The organism is Klebsiella spallanzanii (assembly GCF_902158555.1).
In the GTDB taxonomy this organism is placed as follows: Bacteria; Pseudomonadota; Gammaproteobacteria; order Enterobacterales; family Enterobacteriaceae; genus Klebsiella; species Klebsiella spallanzanii.
On the sequence record NZ_CABGGS010000006.1, the window covers coordinates 1 to 16,471 of the forward strand.

Here is a 16,471-nt window from a genome sequence, read left to right on the forward strand (position 1 = left end):
ACCGTTGCGAGGTCCCGTATAATACGTTTTCCTCATTCAGAGTCAAGCGTTTATTTTCGCTTTTCTCTGCCGGCGTTCATCGCTGAACCCCGCTAACCCGGCGGCCTGTAAGCCGTTGTTCCGTGTCAGTGGAGGCGCATTATAGGGAGTTCTGAGACGTTGACAAGCCCTGTTTTCAAAAAATATTTCAACCGTCTCTTTTTTGTGCAAAACGCCCTTAAAGCGGCAGTTTTTCCAGTGATTCGAATCCGTAACGCTGTAAAACAGGCAAAAGTTGTTCAGTTACTGCCGTCAACGCCATGCAGTACGCAATATTCGCATCGCCAGATTTTGCATCAGGTGCTTCGTGTTCCAACAACCAGGCCGTTCGGCGCGCAATCGCCGCGCCGGAATCAATGAGCCGTGTCCCTTCCGGCAGCACCAACTGCAGCTCTTCTTGTAATAGAGGGAAGTGCGTACAGCCCAGCACAACGGTATCTGGAGGTTCCTGCATCCTCAGCCAGGGACGCAGGATACGACGTAGTTCATCCAGAGGGACTGGTTCACCGTGTAGCTTAGCTTCCGCTAATTCCACTAGCTCAGCGGAACCGAGCATTTCAATGCGGCATTCATTGGCAAAGCGATCGATGAGTTCACGGGTATAAGGACGCTTGACGGTTCCACGCGTCGCCAGCAGGCCGACGATACCGTTCGCTGTTAAGCGAGCAGCCGGTTTAATCGCTGGTACTACGCCAACCACCGGGAAGGCGAACTTTTCGCGCAGCGCTGGCAATGAAACGGTACTGGCGGTATTGCAGGCAATGACGGCCAGCGCCAGCGGATAACGCTGCTGAACGGCAGTAACGATTTCCAAAACACGCTCAACAATAAACTCTTCACTTTTCTCACCGTATGGAAAAGCAACGTTATCAAAAGCGTAGATGTAATGTAGATTCGGCAAAAGATGCCGAATCTCATTGTAAACCGACAGCCCACCGACGCCAGAGTCAAACACCAGCACGGTGGGACGTGGATCAGAAGGTGTAGCTGCCAGACAAGGTGTATTCCCGTCCTGCAGTTGGGTAGCCATATGCTGTCTCGTAATCTTTATCGAACAGGTTGGCGATTTTACCACGAACTGTCAGGTGTGAGGTGACCGGATATGACAATCCGACATCCCATAGGCTTACGCCACCCAGTTTAACGCGACTAGAGGAGCTTGTTGTCTCATCATAGTCGTTGTCATAGCGCTGACCCAGATATTGGTAAGCGATATTCCAGCCGAGGTCATAAACCTGCCCGGTGACTTCATACTTCACCTGCTGTTTCGCTCGGCGAGCAAGAACCTGGTTGGTTTCATCGTCACGAGGATCAGTATATTGCAGCGTCAGGTGATGCTCTACCGGGCCAGTCGTGATGTTCCCTGTCCACTCCAGACCTTTAATGGTGGCCGACTTCACGTTGATATACTGGTTGACGTTGTTCGCGCTTTTATAATCAATCAGGTTTTGAATTTCATAGTGGTATGCTGATATTTTCCAATCCAGTGGCCCCGTAATCCCATCAATTCCCGCTTCCCACTGTTTAGACTCTTCCGGTTTTAGATCCGGGTTTGCTGCAATACCTGAATAATATTGCGATGCATAACGCGTCGCGCCGAATTGCTGCCCTAAAGATGGCGCCAGGAAGCTGGTACCATAAGAAAGCGTTGCGCGATAACCATCAACAAATTCCCAGCCCACCGCAGTTTGCCACGTGCCGTGCCAGCCGAACTGCTCATCGTGATCTTCACGACCCGAGGCTTCCAGCGTGACGGTATCGATCTGTTGCTGCCCGGTCAAATAAAGCCCTGTGGTGTCGCGTTTGTAGATATCAGATTTCGTCGTACTGCTGGAAGTCAGCTTTTCCTGTTTCCAGTCAACACCACCGCTCACTGAACCATGTCCTACTTCAAAGTTGTTACCCCACTGAATATAACGCTGTTCCATGTCATCCAGCGTAGCATCACCCGCATAGCGGCCAAGGTTGCTACTGTAGTTATAATTTTTAAGGTGCTGATAGTTCGCAATTAGCTGAGAGGAATAGATGCCCGAGTTATAACGCAGTCCAGTGTCCCAGGATTGGTTATAGTTCCGACCCTCGTCGTTACCAGCAGGAGAACCATACATCGTATCCTGATCGTAATCGTTGTTAGTCGTGTATCCATAACCACGGAAGAAACCCGAAAAACTCTCGTCAAACTTGTGCTGTACGGCACCCCAGAACAGTTTGTTGCGATAACCATCGCGGTCGCTATCGCCGCTGTAAGGGGAATCTGGTTTGACGTTAAAGCCCTTGGTCGTCTGATAGGCACCTGCCGCCGTCACCATCGTGTCGCCAAAACGTTTATTTACCGCTCCATCATAAGTCTGGTAGCCATTCGACCCCATCCCGGCATTGATCTGCGCGTGTTCATCGTCACTCATGGTAATGATGTTGACCACACCGCCAATCGCCCCGGAACCGTAAACAGCAGAACGCGGCCCGCGGATGTATTCGATACGCTGCACCAGGGATACCGGAATCTGGCCAATGTCAATGGCGTTACCAATACCTGCCCGCGCCATTGGGATCCCATCAATCAGCACCAGCACATGACGTGCTTCCGTGCCGCGAACGTAGAGAGAAGAACTGCTCCCCATCCCGCCGGTCTGCGAAATATCCACGCCCGGCAGGCGACGCATCACATCATTAAGATCTTTTGACTGCCAGCGCTGAATATCTTCCCGCGTAACAACATCGGTCGGCGCAAGGACCGTATTCACCGGCTGTTGAAAACGGTTTGCTGTCACCACTAACGTGTCTGAATTGCTGTCCTGCGCCCAGCCGGAAAATGCCGTGACGGAGAGCGCCGTCATCAGCGAAGCTTTTTTAATCATTTTAAAAGCATCCATAATATGCAAAGGATGCCGCCGGCTCTATCAGTAGCACGCGATGATAGAGGCCAAATGCGACGTATTCCGGCAGGTCTTCGGGCTTGGGGTGTTTAATAGATGAGGACTTCCCGCGAAAAACCGCAGTGTCTGCACAATGCGCTCATCCCACTTATCCTTACCGCTGCGCGTCAGCTCCAGATTTACACTGGATTCCCTATTAACTCATAGGACCGGTAACACGATGCTATAATTAGAAACATATAGATGTCCAGACTTCTACCGTTATATTTCCTTATATCATCAGGGCTGGACATCCCCGGCGCTTTCCCTACAATCCCCGCGTACTTATTTTATTCAGGATGCATCATGACCCCCGAACACCTTCCTACCGAACAATATGAAGCGCAGCTGGCAGAAAAAGTCGTCCGTTTGCAGAAAATGATGGCGCCTTTCGCCGCCCCGGTTCCGGAAGTGTTTCGTTCACCGGTCAGCCACTATCGCATGCGCGCAGAATTTCGCCTGTGGCACGACGGCGATGACCTGTACCACATTATGTTTGATCAGCAGACAAAATCCCGGATCCGCGTCGATACCTTCCCGGCCGCCAGCGAGCTGATTAATCAGCTGATGAGCGCCGTGATTGAAGGCGTACGCGATAACCCGGTGCTGCGCCATAAACTGTTTCAGGTCGATTATCTGACCACGCTGAGCAACCAGGCCGTTATCTCTCTGCTGTATCACAAAAAGCTTGATGATGAGTGGCGTCAGCAGGCGGAACGCTTGCGCGATACGCTACGGGCGCAAAACCTGAATGTGCACCTGATTGGCCGCGCAACGAAGACTAAAATCGAGCTGGATCAGGATTATATCGATGAGCGCTTACCGGTTGGCGGGCGTGAGATGGTCTATCGCCAGGTTGAGAATAGCTTCACCCAGCCGAACGCAGCGATGAACATCCAGATGCTGGAGTGGGCCATTGATACCACGAAAGGCGCAACCGGCGACCTGCTTGAGCTGTATTGCGGCAACGGCAACTTTTCGCTGGCGCTGGCGCGTAATTTCGATCGCGTGCTGGCAACAGAGATTGCTAAACCATCCGTCGCGGCGGCGCAATACAACATTGCAGCGAACCATATTGATAACGTGCAGATTATCCGCATGTCGGCGGAAGAGTTTACTCAGGCGATGAACGGCGTGCGGGAGTTTAACCGCCTGCAGGGAATCGATCTGAAGGGCTATAAGTGCGAGACGATTTTTGTCGATCCGCCGCGCAGCGGGCTGGATAGCGAAACGGAAAAAATGGTGCAGACGTACCCGCGCATTCTCTACATCTCCTGCAACCCGGAGACGCTGTGTCAGAATCTGGACACGCTAAGTAAAACGCACGACGTTACTCGCCTGGCGCTGTTCGATCAGTTCCCGTATACCCATCATATGGAATGCGGTGTGCTTTTAACGAGGAAGTAAAGCGGCGGAAGAAAGCCCGGCAACACTGCTATTGCCGGGCGATAGATTATTCGGCGATCGCGCTCTTGCGATTGCGCACTTTATAGCCAATCCAGAACACCATAATCACCGACAGAACCGCCGGGAAGAAGTTAGAGCCGATGTCCGGATATTCCGCGCGCACGACGGTGCTATAAACCAGCACGCCCAGGATAAAACAGGCTGCGGCCAGCCCCGGTAAACCCACCGGCATACTGCGATTCTGATAGCGCTGATGCAGGCAGTAAACCGTAAGCACCAACGACAAAATAGGGAAGATGGAAAAGGGGACAATTGAACTGAACAGCGCGGCGAAGGTTCCATTGATGGATAGACCTGCGATCAGCGCCAGCAGCAGCGTACCTCTATCTTGTACTGAGTGTTTCATTGCTCGTCCTTCACGTTATTCGGAATGATTTGATATTTTTTCTTGTTCACGGCGATACCAGTAATACGCGCCTTTCGAGATCATTCTGAGCTGCAGCACCAGTCGCTCCTCCAGCTGTCGGCGTTGCTCAGGACTCACATCCAGGGCCTCAGCGCCAGCGCTAAAAACGATGGTGACCATAGCTTCAGCCTGCGCTTCGGTAAAGGCGCGCGGCATATGGTTTTCGATTTCTAAATAGTCGGCAAGTTCCGCGATGAAATGCTGAATTTCACGCGCCACAGCGGCACGAAACGCCGCAGAGGTACCGGAACGTTCACGCAACAGCAGGCGAAAGGCGTTTGGGTTGTTACCAATGAACTCCATAAAGGTGGAAACAGAGGTACGAATGACGCTGCCGCCTTTAGCGATACGCTGACGCGCCTGACGCATCAGTTGGCGAAGCATCAGGCCGCTTTCATCAACCATGGTCAGACCAAGTTCATCGACATCGCGAAAATGCCGGTAGAAGGACGTTGGGGCGATCCCCGCTTCCCGCGCGACTTCACGCAGGCTCAAGCTGGCAAAACTCCGTTCAGCACTTAGCTGGCTAAATGCTGCTTCCACCAGCGAACGCCGGGTTTTTTCTTTTTGTTGCGCTCTTACGCCCATCACGTTGTCTGAATCCTTCCATAAGCCCTTCTGGCACTATACCAGAGATTAGAACTAATCGGTTTACACTGGATTGTGAATGATTGTTTACGAGCCGTTTCTGCTTTTATGCCGCAAAAAAGCACAACGATAATTGGGTTAAAGCGCGCCGAATGTTATCATCGTGTTTATTTTATGTATAAAACAGGTGAGTAATGCCATGTCACACTCTTGGGATTATGATGCAATTGTGATTGGTTCCGGTCCGGGCGGAGAAGGTGCTGCCATGGGGCTGGTGAAACAGGGAGCACGCGTTGCCGTCATTGAGCGCTACCATAACGTCGGCGGCGGTTGTACCCACTGGGGTACCATCCCGTCCAAAGCCCTCCGCCATGCCGTCAGCCGTATTATCGAGTTCAACCAAAACCCTCTCTACAGCGACCATTCCCGTCTTCTTCGTTCTTCCTTCGCCGACATCCTGAACCATGCCGACAGCGTCATTAACCAGCAAACCCATATGCGTCAGGGTTTCTATGAGCGTAACCACTGCGAAATCCTGCAGGGCAATGCCCATTTTGTTGATGAACATACTATCGCGCTGGAATGCCACGACGGCACAGTGGAAACGGTAACAGCGGAAAAGTTCGTGATTGCCTGCGGTTCACGCCCGTACCATCCAGCAGACGTCGATTTTCATCACCCACGTATTTATGACAGCGACTCCATTCTTAGCCTGCACCACGAACCACGTCATGTGATCATCTACGGCGCCGGGGTGATCGGCTGCGAATATGCGTCGATCTTCCGCGGGATGGAGGTGAAGGTTGATCTGATCAACACCCGCGATCGCCTGCTGGCGTTTCTCGATCAGGAGATGTCCGACTCGCTCTCCTACCACTTCTGGAACAGCGGCGTCGTCATTCGTCACAATGAAGAATACGAAAAGATTGAGGGCGTTGATGACGGCGTCATTATGCATCTGAAGTCTGGCAAAAAGCTAAAAGCGGACTGCCTGCTGTACGCCAACGGCCGCACCGGTAATACCGATTCTCTGGCGCTGGAAAATATCGGCCTGCAAACGGACAGTCGCGGCCAGCTGAAGGTCAACAGCATGTATCAAACCGCCTTGCCGCATGTTTATGCCGTCGGCGATGTAATTGGCTATCCGAGCCTGGCCTCCGCCGCCTACGACCAGGGGCGTATCGCTGCTCAGGCGCTAGTTAAAGGCGAAGCATCAGCGCATCTGATTGAAGATATCCCTACCGGGATTTACACCATTCCGGAAATCAGCTCCGTCGGCAAAACTGAGCAGCAGCTGACGGCAATGAAGGTGCCTTATGAAGTGGGACGCGCGCAGTTCAAACATCTGGCGCGAGCGCAGATTGTCGGTATGAGCGTCGGGACGCTGAAGATCCTGTTTCATCGCGAAACGAAAGAGATCCTGGGGATTCACTGCTTTGGCGAGCGCGCGGCCGAAATTATTCACATCGGCCAGGCGATAATGGAGCAGAAAGGTGGCGGTAACACTATTGAGTACTTCGTTAACACCACCTTTAACTACCCGACAATGGCGGAAGCCTATCGGGTAGCGGCATTAAATGGCTTAAACCGCCTGTTTTAACGCTTTGTCGAAATGGCCATCCATGGTTCCGCGGATGGCCTCCGCCAGATGTTCATAACGGCTGCGCAGCGGTGAGCCCGGGCGATACACCAGCCCGACGGTACGTCTCGGCTCCGGCTTGATGCATGGCACATAAACCACGCCATCGCGCTTTCTCTCTTGCGGTACGGCTAAGGCTGGCAGCAGCGTAATACCGCTACCGGCGGCCACCATGTTACGCAGCGTTTCAAGGCTGGTTGCCCGGAAATGCGTATCTTCATCAGCGCCCGCTTCAAAGCAAAAGCCCATCGCCTGATCGCGCAGGCAGTGGCCATCTTCCAGCATCAACAGCTTTTCACCGGCTAAATCCGACATCGGTACGCACTCGCGATTCGCCCACGGGTGATCTTCGTAGATAGCCAGCATCATTGGCTCATCAAACAGCGGCACCTCAATAAAGGCTTCGCTCTCTTTGACCAGCGCCAGAATCGCGCAGTCGAGCTTACCGCTATCAAGCTGCGCCAGCAGCTGATGGGTTTGCGCTTCATGCAGATACATTTCCAGCTTCGGAAAGGTCTGGTGCAGCATCGGGATAATCAGCGGCAGCAGATAAGGGCCAATCGTCGGGATTAGGCCGATATGCAGCGGCCCGGACATGGTCTCCCCCTGCTGGCTTGCCATTTCTTTAAGCACTTTGACTTCGCGTAACACGGTACGCGCTTGATCCACCAACAGCAGCCCTGCCTGGGTGAACAGAACCTTACGGCTGGTGCGCTCCAGCAACATCACGCCGAGTTCATCCTCCAGCTTGCGGATTTGCCCGCTGAGCGTCGGTTGGCTGACGTGACAAGAATCCGCCGCCCGGCGGAAGTGGCGGTGTTCGGCTAGCGCTACCAGATATTCAAGATCGCGAATATTCATTATTCATCCTCCATCGCCACGATAGTCCATGGCGATAGATAGAATAGCAACGAACGATTATCCCTATCAAGGTTTCTGTTCAATAATAAACCCATAAATGAGGAAAACTTCATAAAATCATTGAGCTTCCTCATCAATTCTCTACCCGAATAACTAAAGCCAACGTGAACTTTTGCGGACCTTGTGTCCGCTTTTTTTTTGCATAAAAAAGCCCGGAATTAACCGAGCTTCCTTTATTTGCCGCGCAAAGACAGCCTGACAGGAAATTTAAACCAAGCGCTGTTTGGCGTCAGCAATGGCCTGAGCTACCTGCTGCGGAGAAACGCCGCCTTTAGCCGCTCGCTTATCAAGACATGACTGCAGTGACAGAATCGGATAGACATCATCGGTGATAACGGGGCTAAACTTCTGCAAATCAGCCAGAGGCAGATCTTCCAGCGGCTTGCCTTGAGCAATAGCCTCAACCACCGCTTCGCCGACAATATGGTGCGCTTCACGGAACGGTACGCCTTTAGCCACCAGATAATCCGCCAGCTCGGTCGCATTCGCGTAACCCTGCTGCGCCGCTTCTTCACAACGCGGGCGCTTCACTTGAATACCGTCAAGCACCAGCGCCGCCATATGCAGGCAATCGAGCCAGGTATCGAGCGCATCAAACAGCCCTTCCTTATCTTCCTGCATATCTTTGTTGTAGGCCAATGGCAGACCTTTGAGGGTCATCATCATGCCGGTCAGCGCGCCCTGCACGCGGCCGCATTTACCGCGGATCAGCTCCAGCGCGTCCGGATTTTTCTTCTGCGGCATCAGGGATGAACCGGAAGTCACGCGGTCAGAAAGCTCAACGAAGCCCGCTTCGCCGGTATTAAAGAAGATCAGATCTTCGGCAAAGCGCGACAGGTGGACCATGCCGATTGAGGCATCGGACAACAACTCCAGCACGTGATCGCGGTCAGAGACGCTATCCAGACTGTTGCGAGTGGCTGAAGCAAAGCCCAGCCAGCCAGCCAGCTGTTCACGATCGATTTCATAGGCGGTACCCGCCAGCGCGCCGCAGCCCAGCGGGCTGACGTCCAGGCGCTTCAGCGCGTCCTGCAGGCGGCTTTCATCGCGAGCCAGCATTTCGACATAAGCCAGACACCAGTGAGCGAAAGTTACCGGCTGCGCGCGCTGCAGATGGGTATAGCCCGGCATGACCGCGTCCTGGTTGTTCTGTGCAGTCTCAACCAGCGCGCTTTGCAGCTGACGATTCGCCGACAGTAGCTCCACGACGGTATCTTTGCACCACAACTTCAGGTCAGTCGCGACCTGGTCATTACGGCTGCGCCCGGTATGCAGCTTTTTCCCCAGTTGACCCACTTTGTCAATCAGCTTGCCTTCCACCCAGCTATGAATATCTTCCGCATCGCTTTCGAGGATCTGCTGCGGATTGGCCCGCACTTCTTCCAGCAGAATATTCAGCGCCTCTTCCAGTTGCTGCTGTTCATCAGCGGTCAATACGCCAACCGTCACCAGCGCTTTGGACCAGGCGACAGAGCCAACGATATCCTGCTCCGCCAGGCGGTAATCAAAGCGCAAAGAGTCGTTGAACTGTTTGAACCGCTGATCCGCTGCCTGAGTAAAACGCCCACCCCAAAGTGCCATAACTTGCTTCCTTTATTCGTTAGTTCCGCCGGGTGGCGCTACGCCAACCCGGCCTATGGTCATTCAATTAAAACTTATGCCAGAATACGCGTGCCGATCGGCGTGCCGTTAAACAGCGCAGGCAGCTGCTCAGCATGACGCCAGGAGGCGATATCGACCGGGCGGCCTAGCGTGCGCGCGGCGTCCAGAGCAGCGTTCACTTTGACGATCATCCCGTCGGTGATAATACCCTGCTCAATCAGCTGTTCTGCCTTCGCCGCAGTCATTTCAGCAATGCGCTGACCTTTACCGTCGAGAATACCGCTCACGTCAGACAGCAGAATCAGGTCTGCGCCGAGCGTTGCCGCCAGCGCGGTAGCAGCCTGGTCAGCATTCACGTTCATCAGCTGTCCTTCATCAGTCACGCCGATAGAGCTGACAACCGGCAAATAGCCGCCCGCCAGCAACGTGTGAATCAGCGCCGGAGAGCCCGGCTGAGCGAAGCCGACATGGCCGAGTTCTTTATCAAGCTGAGTCACCTTAACGCTGTCACCATCACCAAGGAATAGTCCTACGGAAGCCAGACCGTGCTTTTTCGCCCACGCCAGCAGCGTCTTATTGGCAGTACCCGCCAGGGCGCCGGTAATAATGTCGATCTGATCTGCCGGCGTAACCCGCAGACCATTTTTCTTGTTCACCGGCAGGTTGAGCTGCTTCATCAGCTCATCCACCACGCAGCCGCCGCCGTGCACAATAATCAGCGGGCGCTGATGCGACTCGCGGTAGTTCACCAGCGCGGTAAACAGGCGCTCCAGCGCTTCTTCGCTATCCAGCAGGACGCCGCCGAGTTTGATAATTAAAGGATTCATCATCACACCTTAAATAAGAGACTGCGTCTCAGCGAAGCCGAAACGAATATTTGCGCACTGAACGGCCTGCGCTGCCGCGCCTTTCAGCAGGTTATCTTCCGCTGCCACAACGATGATGTGTTCATCCTGGACCGCAAAACCGATATCACAGAATGGCAGACCCACGACATTTTTCAATGCGGGCATGCCCTTATCATATAAACGCACCAGCGGTTTTTTCGCATAGGCCTGCTGGAACGCTGCTGCGACCTGTTCTTTGCTCACGCCAGGCTTCAGGCGGCAGGTGATGGTTTCCAGAATCCCACGCTTAAAATTGCCCAGATGCGGGGTAAAAATAACGTCCGCACCCAGATGAGTGGATATTTCAGGGTGATGGCGATGGTTGAAAACACCATAGGGCTGCAGGCTAACTTCGCAGAAGCTATTACCAATAGAGGCTTTACGCCCGGCCCCGCTAACGCCGCTGGTCGCGTTGATCACCGGCCACTGGTTTAGATCCAGCAGGCCCGCGTCGATCAGCGGTTTTAACGACAGCTGAGCCGCCGTCGGGTAGCAGCCCGGTACGGCAATCAGATTCGCCTCTTTAAGCTTATCGACGCTCCACTCGGCCAGGCCATAAACCGCCTGCTCCAGCAGATCAGGGTGCTGATGGGTGAAACCGTAATATTTTTCGTAGAAGGCGCCATCGTTAACGCGGAACGCCCCGGAAAGATCGAACACCACGCAGCCTGCCGCGAGAAACTGCGGTGCCAGATCGTGGCTCACTTCATGCGCGGTGGCGAGGAAAACCACGTCCACCCCGGCGCTAAACTCGCTGATATCGGACATCGGGTGCAGCGGCAGGTCGACAATGCCTTTCAACTGCGGATGCAAATCGGAAACTAATTTTCCCGCATCATTGCTTTGCGCGGAGACCGTCAAAGCGGTTATGGTCATATGAGGATGGCGATTTACATAGGCCACTAGCTCTGCGCCGGCATAACCGCTGGCGCCCACAATCAGCGTGTTCAACATTGGGGCTCTTCACCTTCTTACTTACGTCTATTTGCCCTGGAAGGCCGTTGCCTTCCCCACCCAATTGAGCCGTAAGAGCATCATCCTTACATTCGATGGGTTTTCTTACGCTCAACGATAATGTATTTTTATTCACAAATAATGCATGAATATTGATACTATCACGACCCGAGGTGTGTCAACAATGAAAAACAATTTACCGCCCTTTATCGAGATTTATCGCGCGTTGATCGCCACACCTTCCATCAGCGCAACCGAAGAGGCGCTGGATCAAAGCAATGAGTCTTTAATCAATTTACTGGCAGGCTGGTTCCACGATATTGGCTTTAACGTTGAAGTTCAGCCGGTGCCCGATACGCGCAATAAATTCAACCTGCTGGCCAGTACCGGTCAAGGTGCTGGCGGCCTACTGCTTGCCGGGCATACCGATACCGTCCCGTTTGATGATGGTCGCTGGACTCGCGACCCCTTCACCCTGACCGAGCACGACAACAAACTTTACGGCCTTGGTACCGCGGATATGAAAGGCTTCTTTGCTTTTATTCTCGACGCCCTGCGCGATGTTGACGTGACTCAGCTGAAAAAACCGCTCTATATTCTGGCGACCGCCGATGAAGAGACCAGCATGGCCGGTGCCCGCTACTTCGCCGAAACCACCCAGTTGCGACCGGACTGCGCCATTATCGGCGAACCGACTTCGCTGCAACCGGTACGTGCGCACAAAGGCCATATCTCCACCGCAGTTCGCGTCCAGGGGCAATCTGGCCACTCCAGCGACCCGGCGCGCGGCGTCAACGCCATTGAACTGATGCACGATGCCATTGGCCGTATTATGCAGCTGCGCGACGACTTAAAAGAGCGTTATCACTACGCTGCATTTACTGTCCCGTACCCCACGCTTAACCTCGGAGCCATTCACGGCGGCGATGCCTCAAACCGCATCTGCGCCTGCTGTGAACTGCATATGGATATTCGCCCGCTGCCTGGAATGACGCTCAACGATCTCAATGGATTGCTGAACGAAGCGCTGGCCCCGGTGAGCGAGCGTTGGCCTGGACGGCTGACCGTTTCCGAGCTGCATCCGCCGATCCCTGGCTATGAATGCCCGCCGGACCATAAGCTGGTTGAGGTGGTGGAGAAACTGCTCGGCGCGCAAACCGAAGTGGTGAACTACTGTACCGAAGCACCGTTTATTCAGACCCTCTGCCCAACGCTGGTATTAGGCCCAGGCTCTATCAACCAGGCCCACCAGCCAGATGAATACCTGGAAACGCGCTTTATTAAGCCGACTCGTGAGCTTATCACTCAGGTGGTCCACCATTTCTGCTGGCATTAAAAACACGCATTCTTCCGCTCTTTTTCATCGGCGCGGGAGAGTGACAATTATCACATTTTCATAAGCAACACTTATCAAGCGACCTCTGAGTTAAATTTCGCAAATTGCCGCGATTTATTCGTTTGCTGAAGCGATTTCGCAACAATTGACGTGGGGGTTTTTACGTGGCTTTATAAAAGACGGTTGCTTATCCACTGCTCAAATTATCGAGCGCCGGATATAACAAAATAAAATGAGATGGGGTGTCTGGGGTAACATGAACGAACAATATTCCGCTTTGCGTAGTAATGTCAGTATGCTCGGTAAGGTGCTGGGCGACACCATCAAGGATGCGCTAGGAGAAAACATTCTTGATCGTGTCGAAACTATCCGTAAGTTGTCCAAATCTTCTCGCGCAGGCAATGAAGCCAACCGCCAGGAACTGCTCACCACGCTGCAAAACTTGTCCAACGACGAGCTGCTGCCGGTGGCGCGCGCCTTTAGCCAGTTTCTGAACCTGGCGAATACCGCAGAGCAATACCACAGCATTTCGCCAAAAGGCGAAGCGGCCAGTAATCCTGAAGTGATTGCCCGCACCCTGAGAAAGCTCAAAGACCAACCCAATCTCAACGAAACAATTATTAAACAAGCAGTTGAATCCCTGTCTCTGGAACTGGTGCTAACTGCGCACCCGACCGAGATCACGCGTCGTACGCTGATCCACAAGATGGGTGAAATCAACAACTGCCTGAAGCAGCTCGATAACAACGATATTGCTGACTATGAACGCCATCAGTTCATGCGCCGCCTGCGCCAGCTGATTGCCCAGTCGTGGCATACCGATGAAATCCGTAAGCACCGCCCCTCCCCGGTGGATGAAGCCAAATGGGGCTTCGCGGTCGTTGAAAATAGCCTGTGGGAAGGCGTGCCGAACTACCTGCGCGAACTGAACGAACAGCTGGAAGCCAACCTCAACTATCGGTTACCGGTCGATTTTGTCCCGGTTCGCTTTACCTCCTGGATGGGCGGCGACCGCGACGGCAACCCGAACGTCACTGCCGATATCACCCGCCACGTGCTGCTGCTCAGCCGCTGGAAAGCGACCGATCTGTTCCTGAAAGACGTCCAGTTGCTGATTTCCGAGCTGTCGATGGTCGAGTGTACCGACGAGCTGCGTGAACTGGCAGGCGCGGAAGGCGCACAGGAACCCTATCGTTACCTGATGAAAAAGCTGCGTACGCAGTTGATGGAAACCCAGGCCTGGCTGGAAGCGCGTCTGAAAGGACAAAGACTGCCGAAACCGGCTGGCCTTATCACGCAAAACGAGCAGCTATGGGAACCGCTTTATGCCTGTTACCAGTCGCTGCAAGCCTGCGGCATGGGCATTATCGCCAACGGCGAACTGCTCGACACCCTGCGTCGCGTAAAAGCCTTTGGCGTACCGCTGGTGCGTATCGATATCCGCCAGGAAAGCACCCGTCATACCGAAGCCCTGGGCGAGATGACCCGCTATCTCGGCATCGGCGATTATGAAAGCTGGTCGGAAGCCGACAAACAGGCCTTCCTGATCCGCGAACTGAACTCCAAACGTCCTCTGCTGCCGCGTCAGTGGGAGCCGAGCGAAGAAACTCGCGAAGTGCTTGAAACCTGCAAAGTGATCGCCGAAGCGCCGCGCGGCTCTATTGCGGCCTATGTTATCTCAATGGCGAAAACGCCGTCTGACGTACTGGCGGTACATCTGCTGCTCAAAGAGGCCGGTATCGGCTTCGCGCTGCCGGTCGCCCCGCTGTTCGAAACCCTGGATGACCTGAATAACGCCGACGACGTCATGACCCAGTTGTTGAATATCGACTGGTATCGCGGCTTTATCCAGGGCAAGCAGATGGTCATGATTGGCTATTCTGACTCAGCGAAAGATGCAGGCGTGATGGCCGCGTCCTGGGCGCAGTATCAGGCACAGGACGCCTTAATTAAGACCTGCGAAAAGGCTGGCATTGAGCTCACGTTGTTCCACGGTCGCGGCGGTTCTATCGGTCGCGGCGGCGCACCGGCGCATGCGGCTCTGCTCTCTCAGCCTCCAGGAAGCCTGAAAGGCGGCCTGCGCGTCACCGAACAGGGTGAGATGATCCGCTTTAAATACGGTCTGCCGGAAGTCACCATCAGCAGCCTGTCGCTCTACACCAGCGCAATTCTGGAAGCCAACCTACTGCCGCCGCCGGAGCCAAAACCGCAATGGCGCGACATCATGGCCGAACTGTCAGACGTCTCCTGCGATATGTACCGCGGTTACGTGCGTGAAAATAAAGACTTTGTTCCTTACTTCCGTTCCGCTACGCCGGAGCAGGAGCTGGGTAAACTGCCGCTGGGTTCGCGTCCGGCGAAACGTCGCCCGACCGGCGGCGTCGAGTCACTGCGTGCGATTCCATGGATCTTCGCGTGGACGCAAAACCGCCTGATGCTGCCAGCCTGGCTGGGTGCGGGCGCCGCGCTGCAAAAAGTGGTGGAAGGCGGCAAACAGAGTGAGCTGGAAAGCATGTGCCGCGACTGGCCATTCTTCTCTACTCGCCTCGGCATGCTGGAGATGGTCTATTCAAAAGCTGACCTGTGGCTGGCGGAATATTACGATCAGCGTCTGGTGAAACCAGAGTTGTGGAAACTGGGTGAAGAGCTGCGCGAGCTGCTGTCTGCCGATATCAACGTGGTGCTGGCAATCGCCAACGACTCCCACCTGATGGCCGACCTGCCGTGGATCGCCGAGTCTATCCAGTTACGTAATATCTATACCGACCCGCTGAACGTACTGCAGGCCGAGCTGCTGCATCGTTCACGTCTGGCGGAAGAGAAAGGTGAAAAACCAGATCCGCGCGTTGAGCAGGCGCTGATGGTCACTATTGCAGGCGTTGCGGCAGGTATGCGTAACACCGGCTAATTTGCCGGAAGCGGTATCCCCGGAGGCGGCGCGTTGCGCCTGTCCGGGCTACCCGTCCGCAAACGGCAGTGAACCTGTAGCCCGGTCAGCGCAGCGCCACCGGGAAAAAACTGTAGCTCCGGCAAGCATCACGTTTACCGGAGCTATTTTTATTAATGGTGCAGCATCTCGTCAACGATCTGCTCTTTATGCAGCGCATGAGGATAATAGGTCGGCCAGTTATCCATCTCTTTCAGCAGCGCTTCTTGCGACTCATTCCCCATAAAGATATGGAAATGCTGAGACTTACGCGGCGCGATAGTGTGATCGCTGAACTGGACAAATTTCGGCGCTTTTGAATCCGCCTGCGAGCATTCGAACAGGTAGCGTACGCCTTTTTTACCGGATGCATAGGTCAGAATTTTGTAACCAGAATAAGTGTATTTGCAGGCGTTGACGGCTTTTCCGACGTGAAACTCCATAACGTTATCTTCAATATCAATCTGCTCCACATCCGTGGCATAGCCCTTCTTATAATATTCCCGGTACTCCGCCACGCTTTTACCGGCTTTTTTAGCTTTCTGCTCCAGTACCGGATCCAAATCGCCGTTCAGCAGATAGGGGTTAACCGACTGCCAGATACCATCCCAATCGCTTAACGCTCTGTCTTTTACATCCTGATCGGCAAAAATACCTTCACTCGCCTTTTGCTCCGCCTCGGTCAACGCCGGGCCATGGCTATGATGGCCGTGAGCAAAAACCTGGCTGCTCGCCATTACCAGGCCAATACCAAGCGCAAGGGCGGAAATCTTTTTGGTCATCACTCTCTC

13 protein-coding genes and 1 riboswitch are annotated in these 16,471 nt (G+C 54.0%); of the genes, 4 read left to right on the forward strand and 9 right to left on the reverse strand.

The window, feature by feature from the left end; genetic code table 11:
* Nucleotides 1–217 precede the first annotated feature (217 nt).
* Nucleotides 218–1,069 carry a glutamate racemase gene (gene murI / locus FN082_RS08415; protein ID WP_139537327.1) on the reverse strand — a complete coding sequence of 284 codons (852 nt, stop codon included), beginning with the start codon at nt 1,067–1,069 and terminating at the stop codon, nt 218–220.
* Nucleotides 1,014–2,897: a TonB-dependent vitamin B12 receptor BtuB gene (gene btuB / locus FN082_RS08420; RefSeq protein ID WP_139537326.1), complete on the reverse strand. Its 1,884-nt coding sequence runs from the start codon at nt 2,895–2,897 to the stop codon at nt 1,014–1,016. The genes murI and btuB overlap by 56 nt, the downstream gene beginning before the upstream one ends.
* 67 nt (nt 2,898–2,964) lie before the next feature.
* A riboswitch (cobalamin riboswitch) is annotated at nt 2,965–3,144 on the reverse strand.
* A 116-nt stretch (nt 3,145–3,260) separates the two neighbouring features.
* Between btuB and trmA the strand changes: the two genes are divergently transcribed.
* Nucleotides 3,261–4,361: a tRNA (uridine(54)-C5)-methyltransferase TrmA gene (trmA, locus tag FN082_RS08425; protein ID WP_139537325.1), complete on the forward strand. Its 1,101-nt coding sequence runs from the start codon at nt 3,261–3,263 to the stop codon at nt 4,359–4,361.
* A gap of 46 nt (nt 4,362–4,407) precedes the next feature.
* Here the strand turns inward: trmA and FN082_RS08430 are convergent, their stop codons facing one another.
* Both FN082_RS08430 and fabR read right to left on the reverse strand, forming a co-directional pair.
* Nucleotides 4,408–4,767, reverse strand: coding sequence for a YijD family membrane protein (locus FN082_RS08430; RefSeq protein ID WP_139537324.1), 360 nt, complete (start codon nt 4,765–4,767; stop codon nt 4,408–4,410).
* 15 nt (nt 4,768–4,782) lie between these two features.
* Nucleotides 4,783–5,418: an HTH-type transcriptional repressor FabR gene (gene fabR / locus FN082_RS08435; RefSeq protein WP_139537323.1), complete on the reverse strand. Its 636-nt coding sequence runs from the start codon at nt 5,416–5,418 to the stop codon at nt 4,783–4,785.
* A gap of 196 nt (nt 5,419–5,614) precedes the next feature.
* Here fabR and sthA point away from each other — a divergent pair, with 196 nt between their 5' ends.
* Nucleotides 5,615–7,015, forward strand: coding sequence for a Si-specific NAD(P)(+) transhydrogenase (gene sthA, locus FN082_RS08440; RefSeq protein WP_139537322.1), 1,401 nt, complete (start codon nt 5,615–5,617; stop codon nt 7,013–7,015).
* Here the strand turns inward: sthA and oxyR are convergent.
* From oxyR to argC, 4 genes are all read right to left on the reverse strand, one after another.
* A complete protein-coding gene (gene oxyR / locus FN082_RS08445) occupies nt 6,998–7,915 on the reverse strand; it encodes a DNA-binding transcriptional regulator OxyR (RefSeq protein WP_139537321.1) in 918 nt (305 codons plus the stop codon). The genes sthA and oxyR overlap by 18 nt on opposite strands.
* 267 nt (nt 7,916–8,182) lie before the next feature.
* Nucleotides 8,183–9,556 carry an argininosuccinate lyase gene (gene argH / locus FN082_RS08450; protein WP_139537320.1) on the reverse strand — a complete coding sequence of 458 codons (1,374 nt, stop codon included), beginning with the start codon at nt 9,554–9,556 and terminating at the stop codon, nt 8,183–8,185.
* A 74-nt stretch (nt 9,557–9,630) separates the two neighbouring features.
* Nucleotides 9,631–10,407 carry an acetylglutamate kinase gene (gene argB / locus FN082_RS08455; RefSeq protein ID WP_139537319.1) on the reverse strand — a complete coding sequence of 259 codons (777 nt, stop codon included), beginning with the start codon at nt 10,405–10,407 and terminating at the stop codon, nt 9,631–9,633.
* 6 nt (nt 10,408–10,413) lie between these two features.
* Nucleotides 10,414–11,418 carry an N-acetyl-gamma-glutamyl-phosphate reductase gene (gene argC / locus FN082_RS08460; RefSeq protein WP_142981433.1) on the reverse strand — a complete coding sequence of 335 codons (1,005 nt, stop codon included), beginning with the start codon at nt 11,416–11,418 and terminating at the stop codon, nt 10,414–10,416.
* A gap of 184 nt (nt 11,419–11,602) precedes the next feature.
* On the opposite strand from argC, the gene argE reads away from it, so the two are divergent.
* The gene (argE, locus tag FN082_RS08465) at nt 11,603–12,754 is read left to right on the forward strand and encodes an acetylornithine deacetylase (RefSeq protein ID WP_142464782.1); all 1,152 of its coding nucleotides are present in this window, start codon (nt 11,603–11,605) and stop codon (nt 12,752–12,754) included.
* A 256-nt stretch (nt 12,755–13,010) separates the two neighbouring features.
* A complete protein-coding gene (gene ppc, locus FN082_RS08470; protein ID WP_139537316.1) occupies nt 13,011–15,662 on the forward strand; it encodes a phosphoenolpyruvate carboxylase in 2,652 nt (883 codons plus the stop codon).
* A gap of 152 nt (nt 15,663–15,814) precedes the next feature.
* Here ppc and zinT read toward each other — a convergent pair whose 3' ends face one another.
* Nucleotides 15,815–16,462, reverse strand: coding sequence for a metal-binding protein ZinT (gene zinT, locus FN082_RS08475; protein ID WP_142462242.1), 648 nt, complete (start codon nt 16,460–16,462; stop codon nt 15,815–15,817).
* Nucleotides 16,463–16,471: the final 9 nt, after the last annotated feature.

What these genes read in the sequence shown, in the direction of transcription:
- argE (WP_142464782.1), top strand. Translation starts at nt 11,603, where the DNA reads ATGAAAAACAATTTACCGCCCTTTATCGAGATTTATCGCGCGTTGATC.
- FN082_RS08430 (WP_139537324.1), bottom strand. Translation starts at nt 4,767, where the DNA reads ATGAAACACTCAGTACAAGATAGAGGTACGCTGCTGCTGGCGCTGATC.
- btuB (WP_139537326.1), bottom strand. Translation starts at nt 2,897, where the DNA reads ATGATTAAAAAAGCTTCGCTGATGACGGCGCTCTCCGTCACGGCATTT.
- sthA (WP_139537322.1), top strand. Translation starts at nt 5,615, where the DNA reads ATGTCACACTCTTGGGATTATGATGCAATTGTGATTGGTTCCGGTCCG.
- trmA (WP_139537325.1), top strand. Translation starts at nt 3,261, where the DNA reads ATGACCCCCGAACACCTTCCTACCGAACAATATGAAGCGCAGCTGGCA.
- murI (WP_139537327.1), bottom strand. Translation starts at nt 1,069, where the DNA reads ATGGCTACCCAACTGCAGGACGGGAATACACCTTGTCTGGCAGCTACA.
- ppc (WP_139537316.1), top strand. Translation starts at nt 13,011, where the DNA reads ATGAACGAACAATATTCCGCTTTGCGTAGTAATGTCAGTATGCTCGGT.
- argC (WP_142981433.1), bottom strand. Translation starts at nt 11,418, where the DNA reads ATGTTGAACACGCTGATTGTGGGCGCCAGCGGTTATGCCGGCGCAGAG.
- oxyR (WP_139537321.1), bottom strand. Translation starts at nt 7,915, where the DNA reads ATGAATATTCGCGATCTTGAATATCTGGTAGCGCTAGCCGAACACCGC.
- zinT (WP_142462242.1), bottom strand. Translation starts at nt 16,462, where the DNA reads ATGACCAAAAAGATTTCCGCCCTTGCGCTTGGTATTGGCCTGGTAATG.
- argH (WP_139537320.1), bottom strand. Translation starts at nt 9,556, where the DNA reads ATGGCACTTTGGGGTGGGCGTTTTACTCAGGCAGCGGATCAGCGGTTC.
- argB (WP_139537319.1), bottom strand. Translation starts at nt 10,407, where the DNA reads ATGATGAATCCTTTAATTATCAAACTCGGCGGCGTCCTGCTGGATAGC.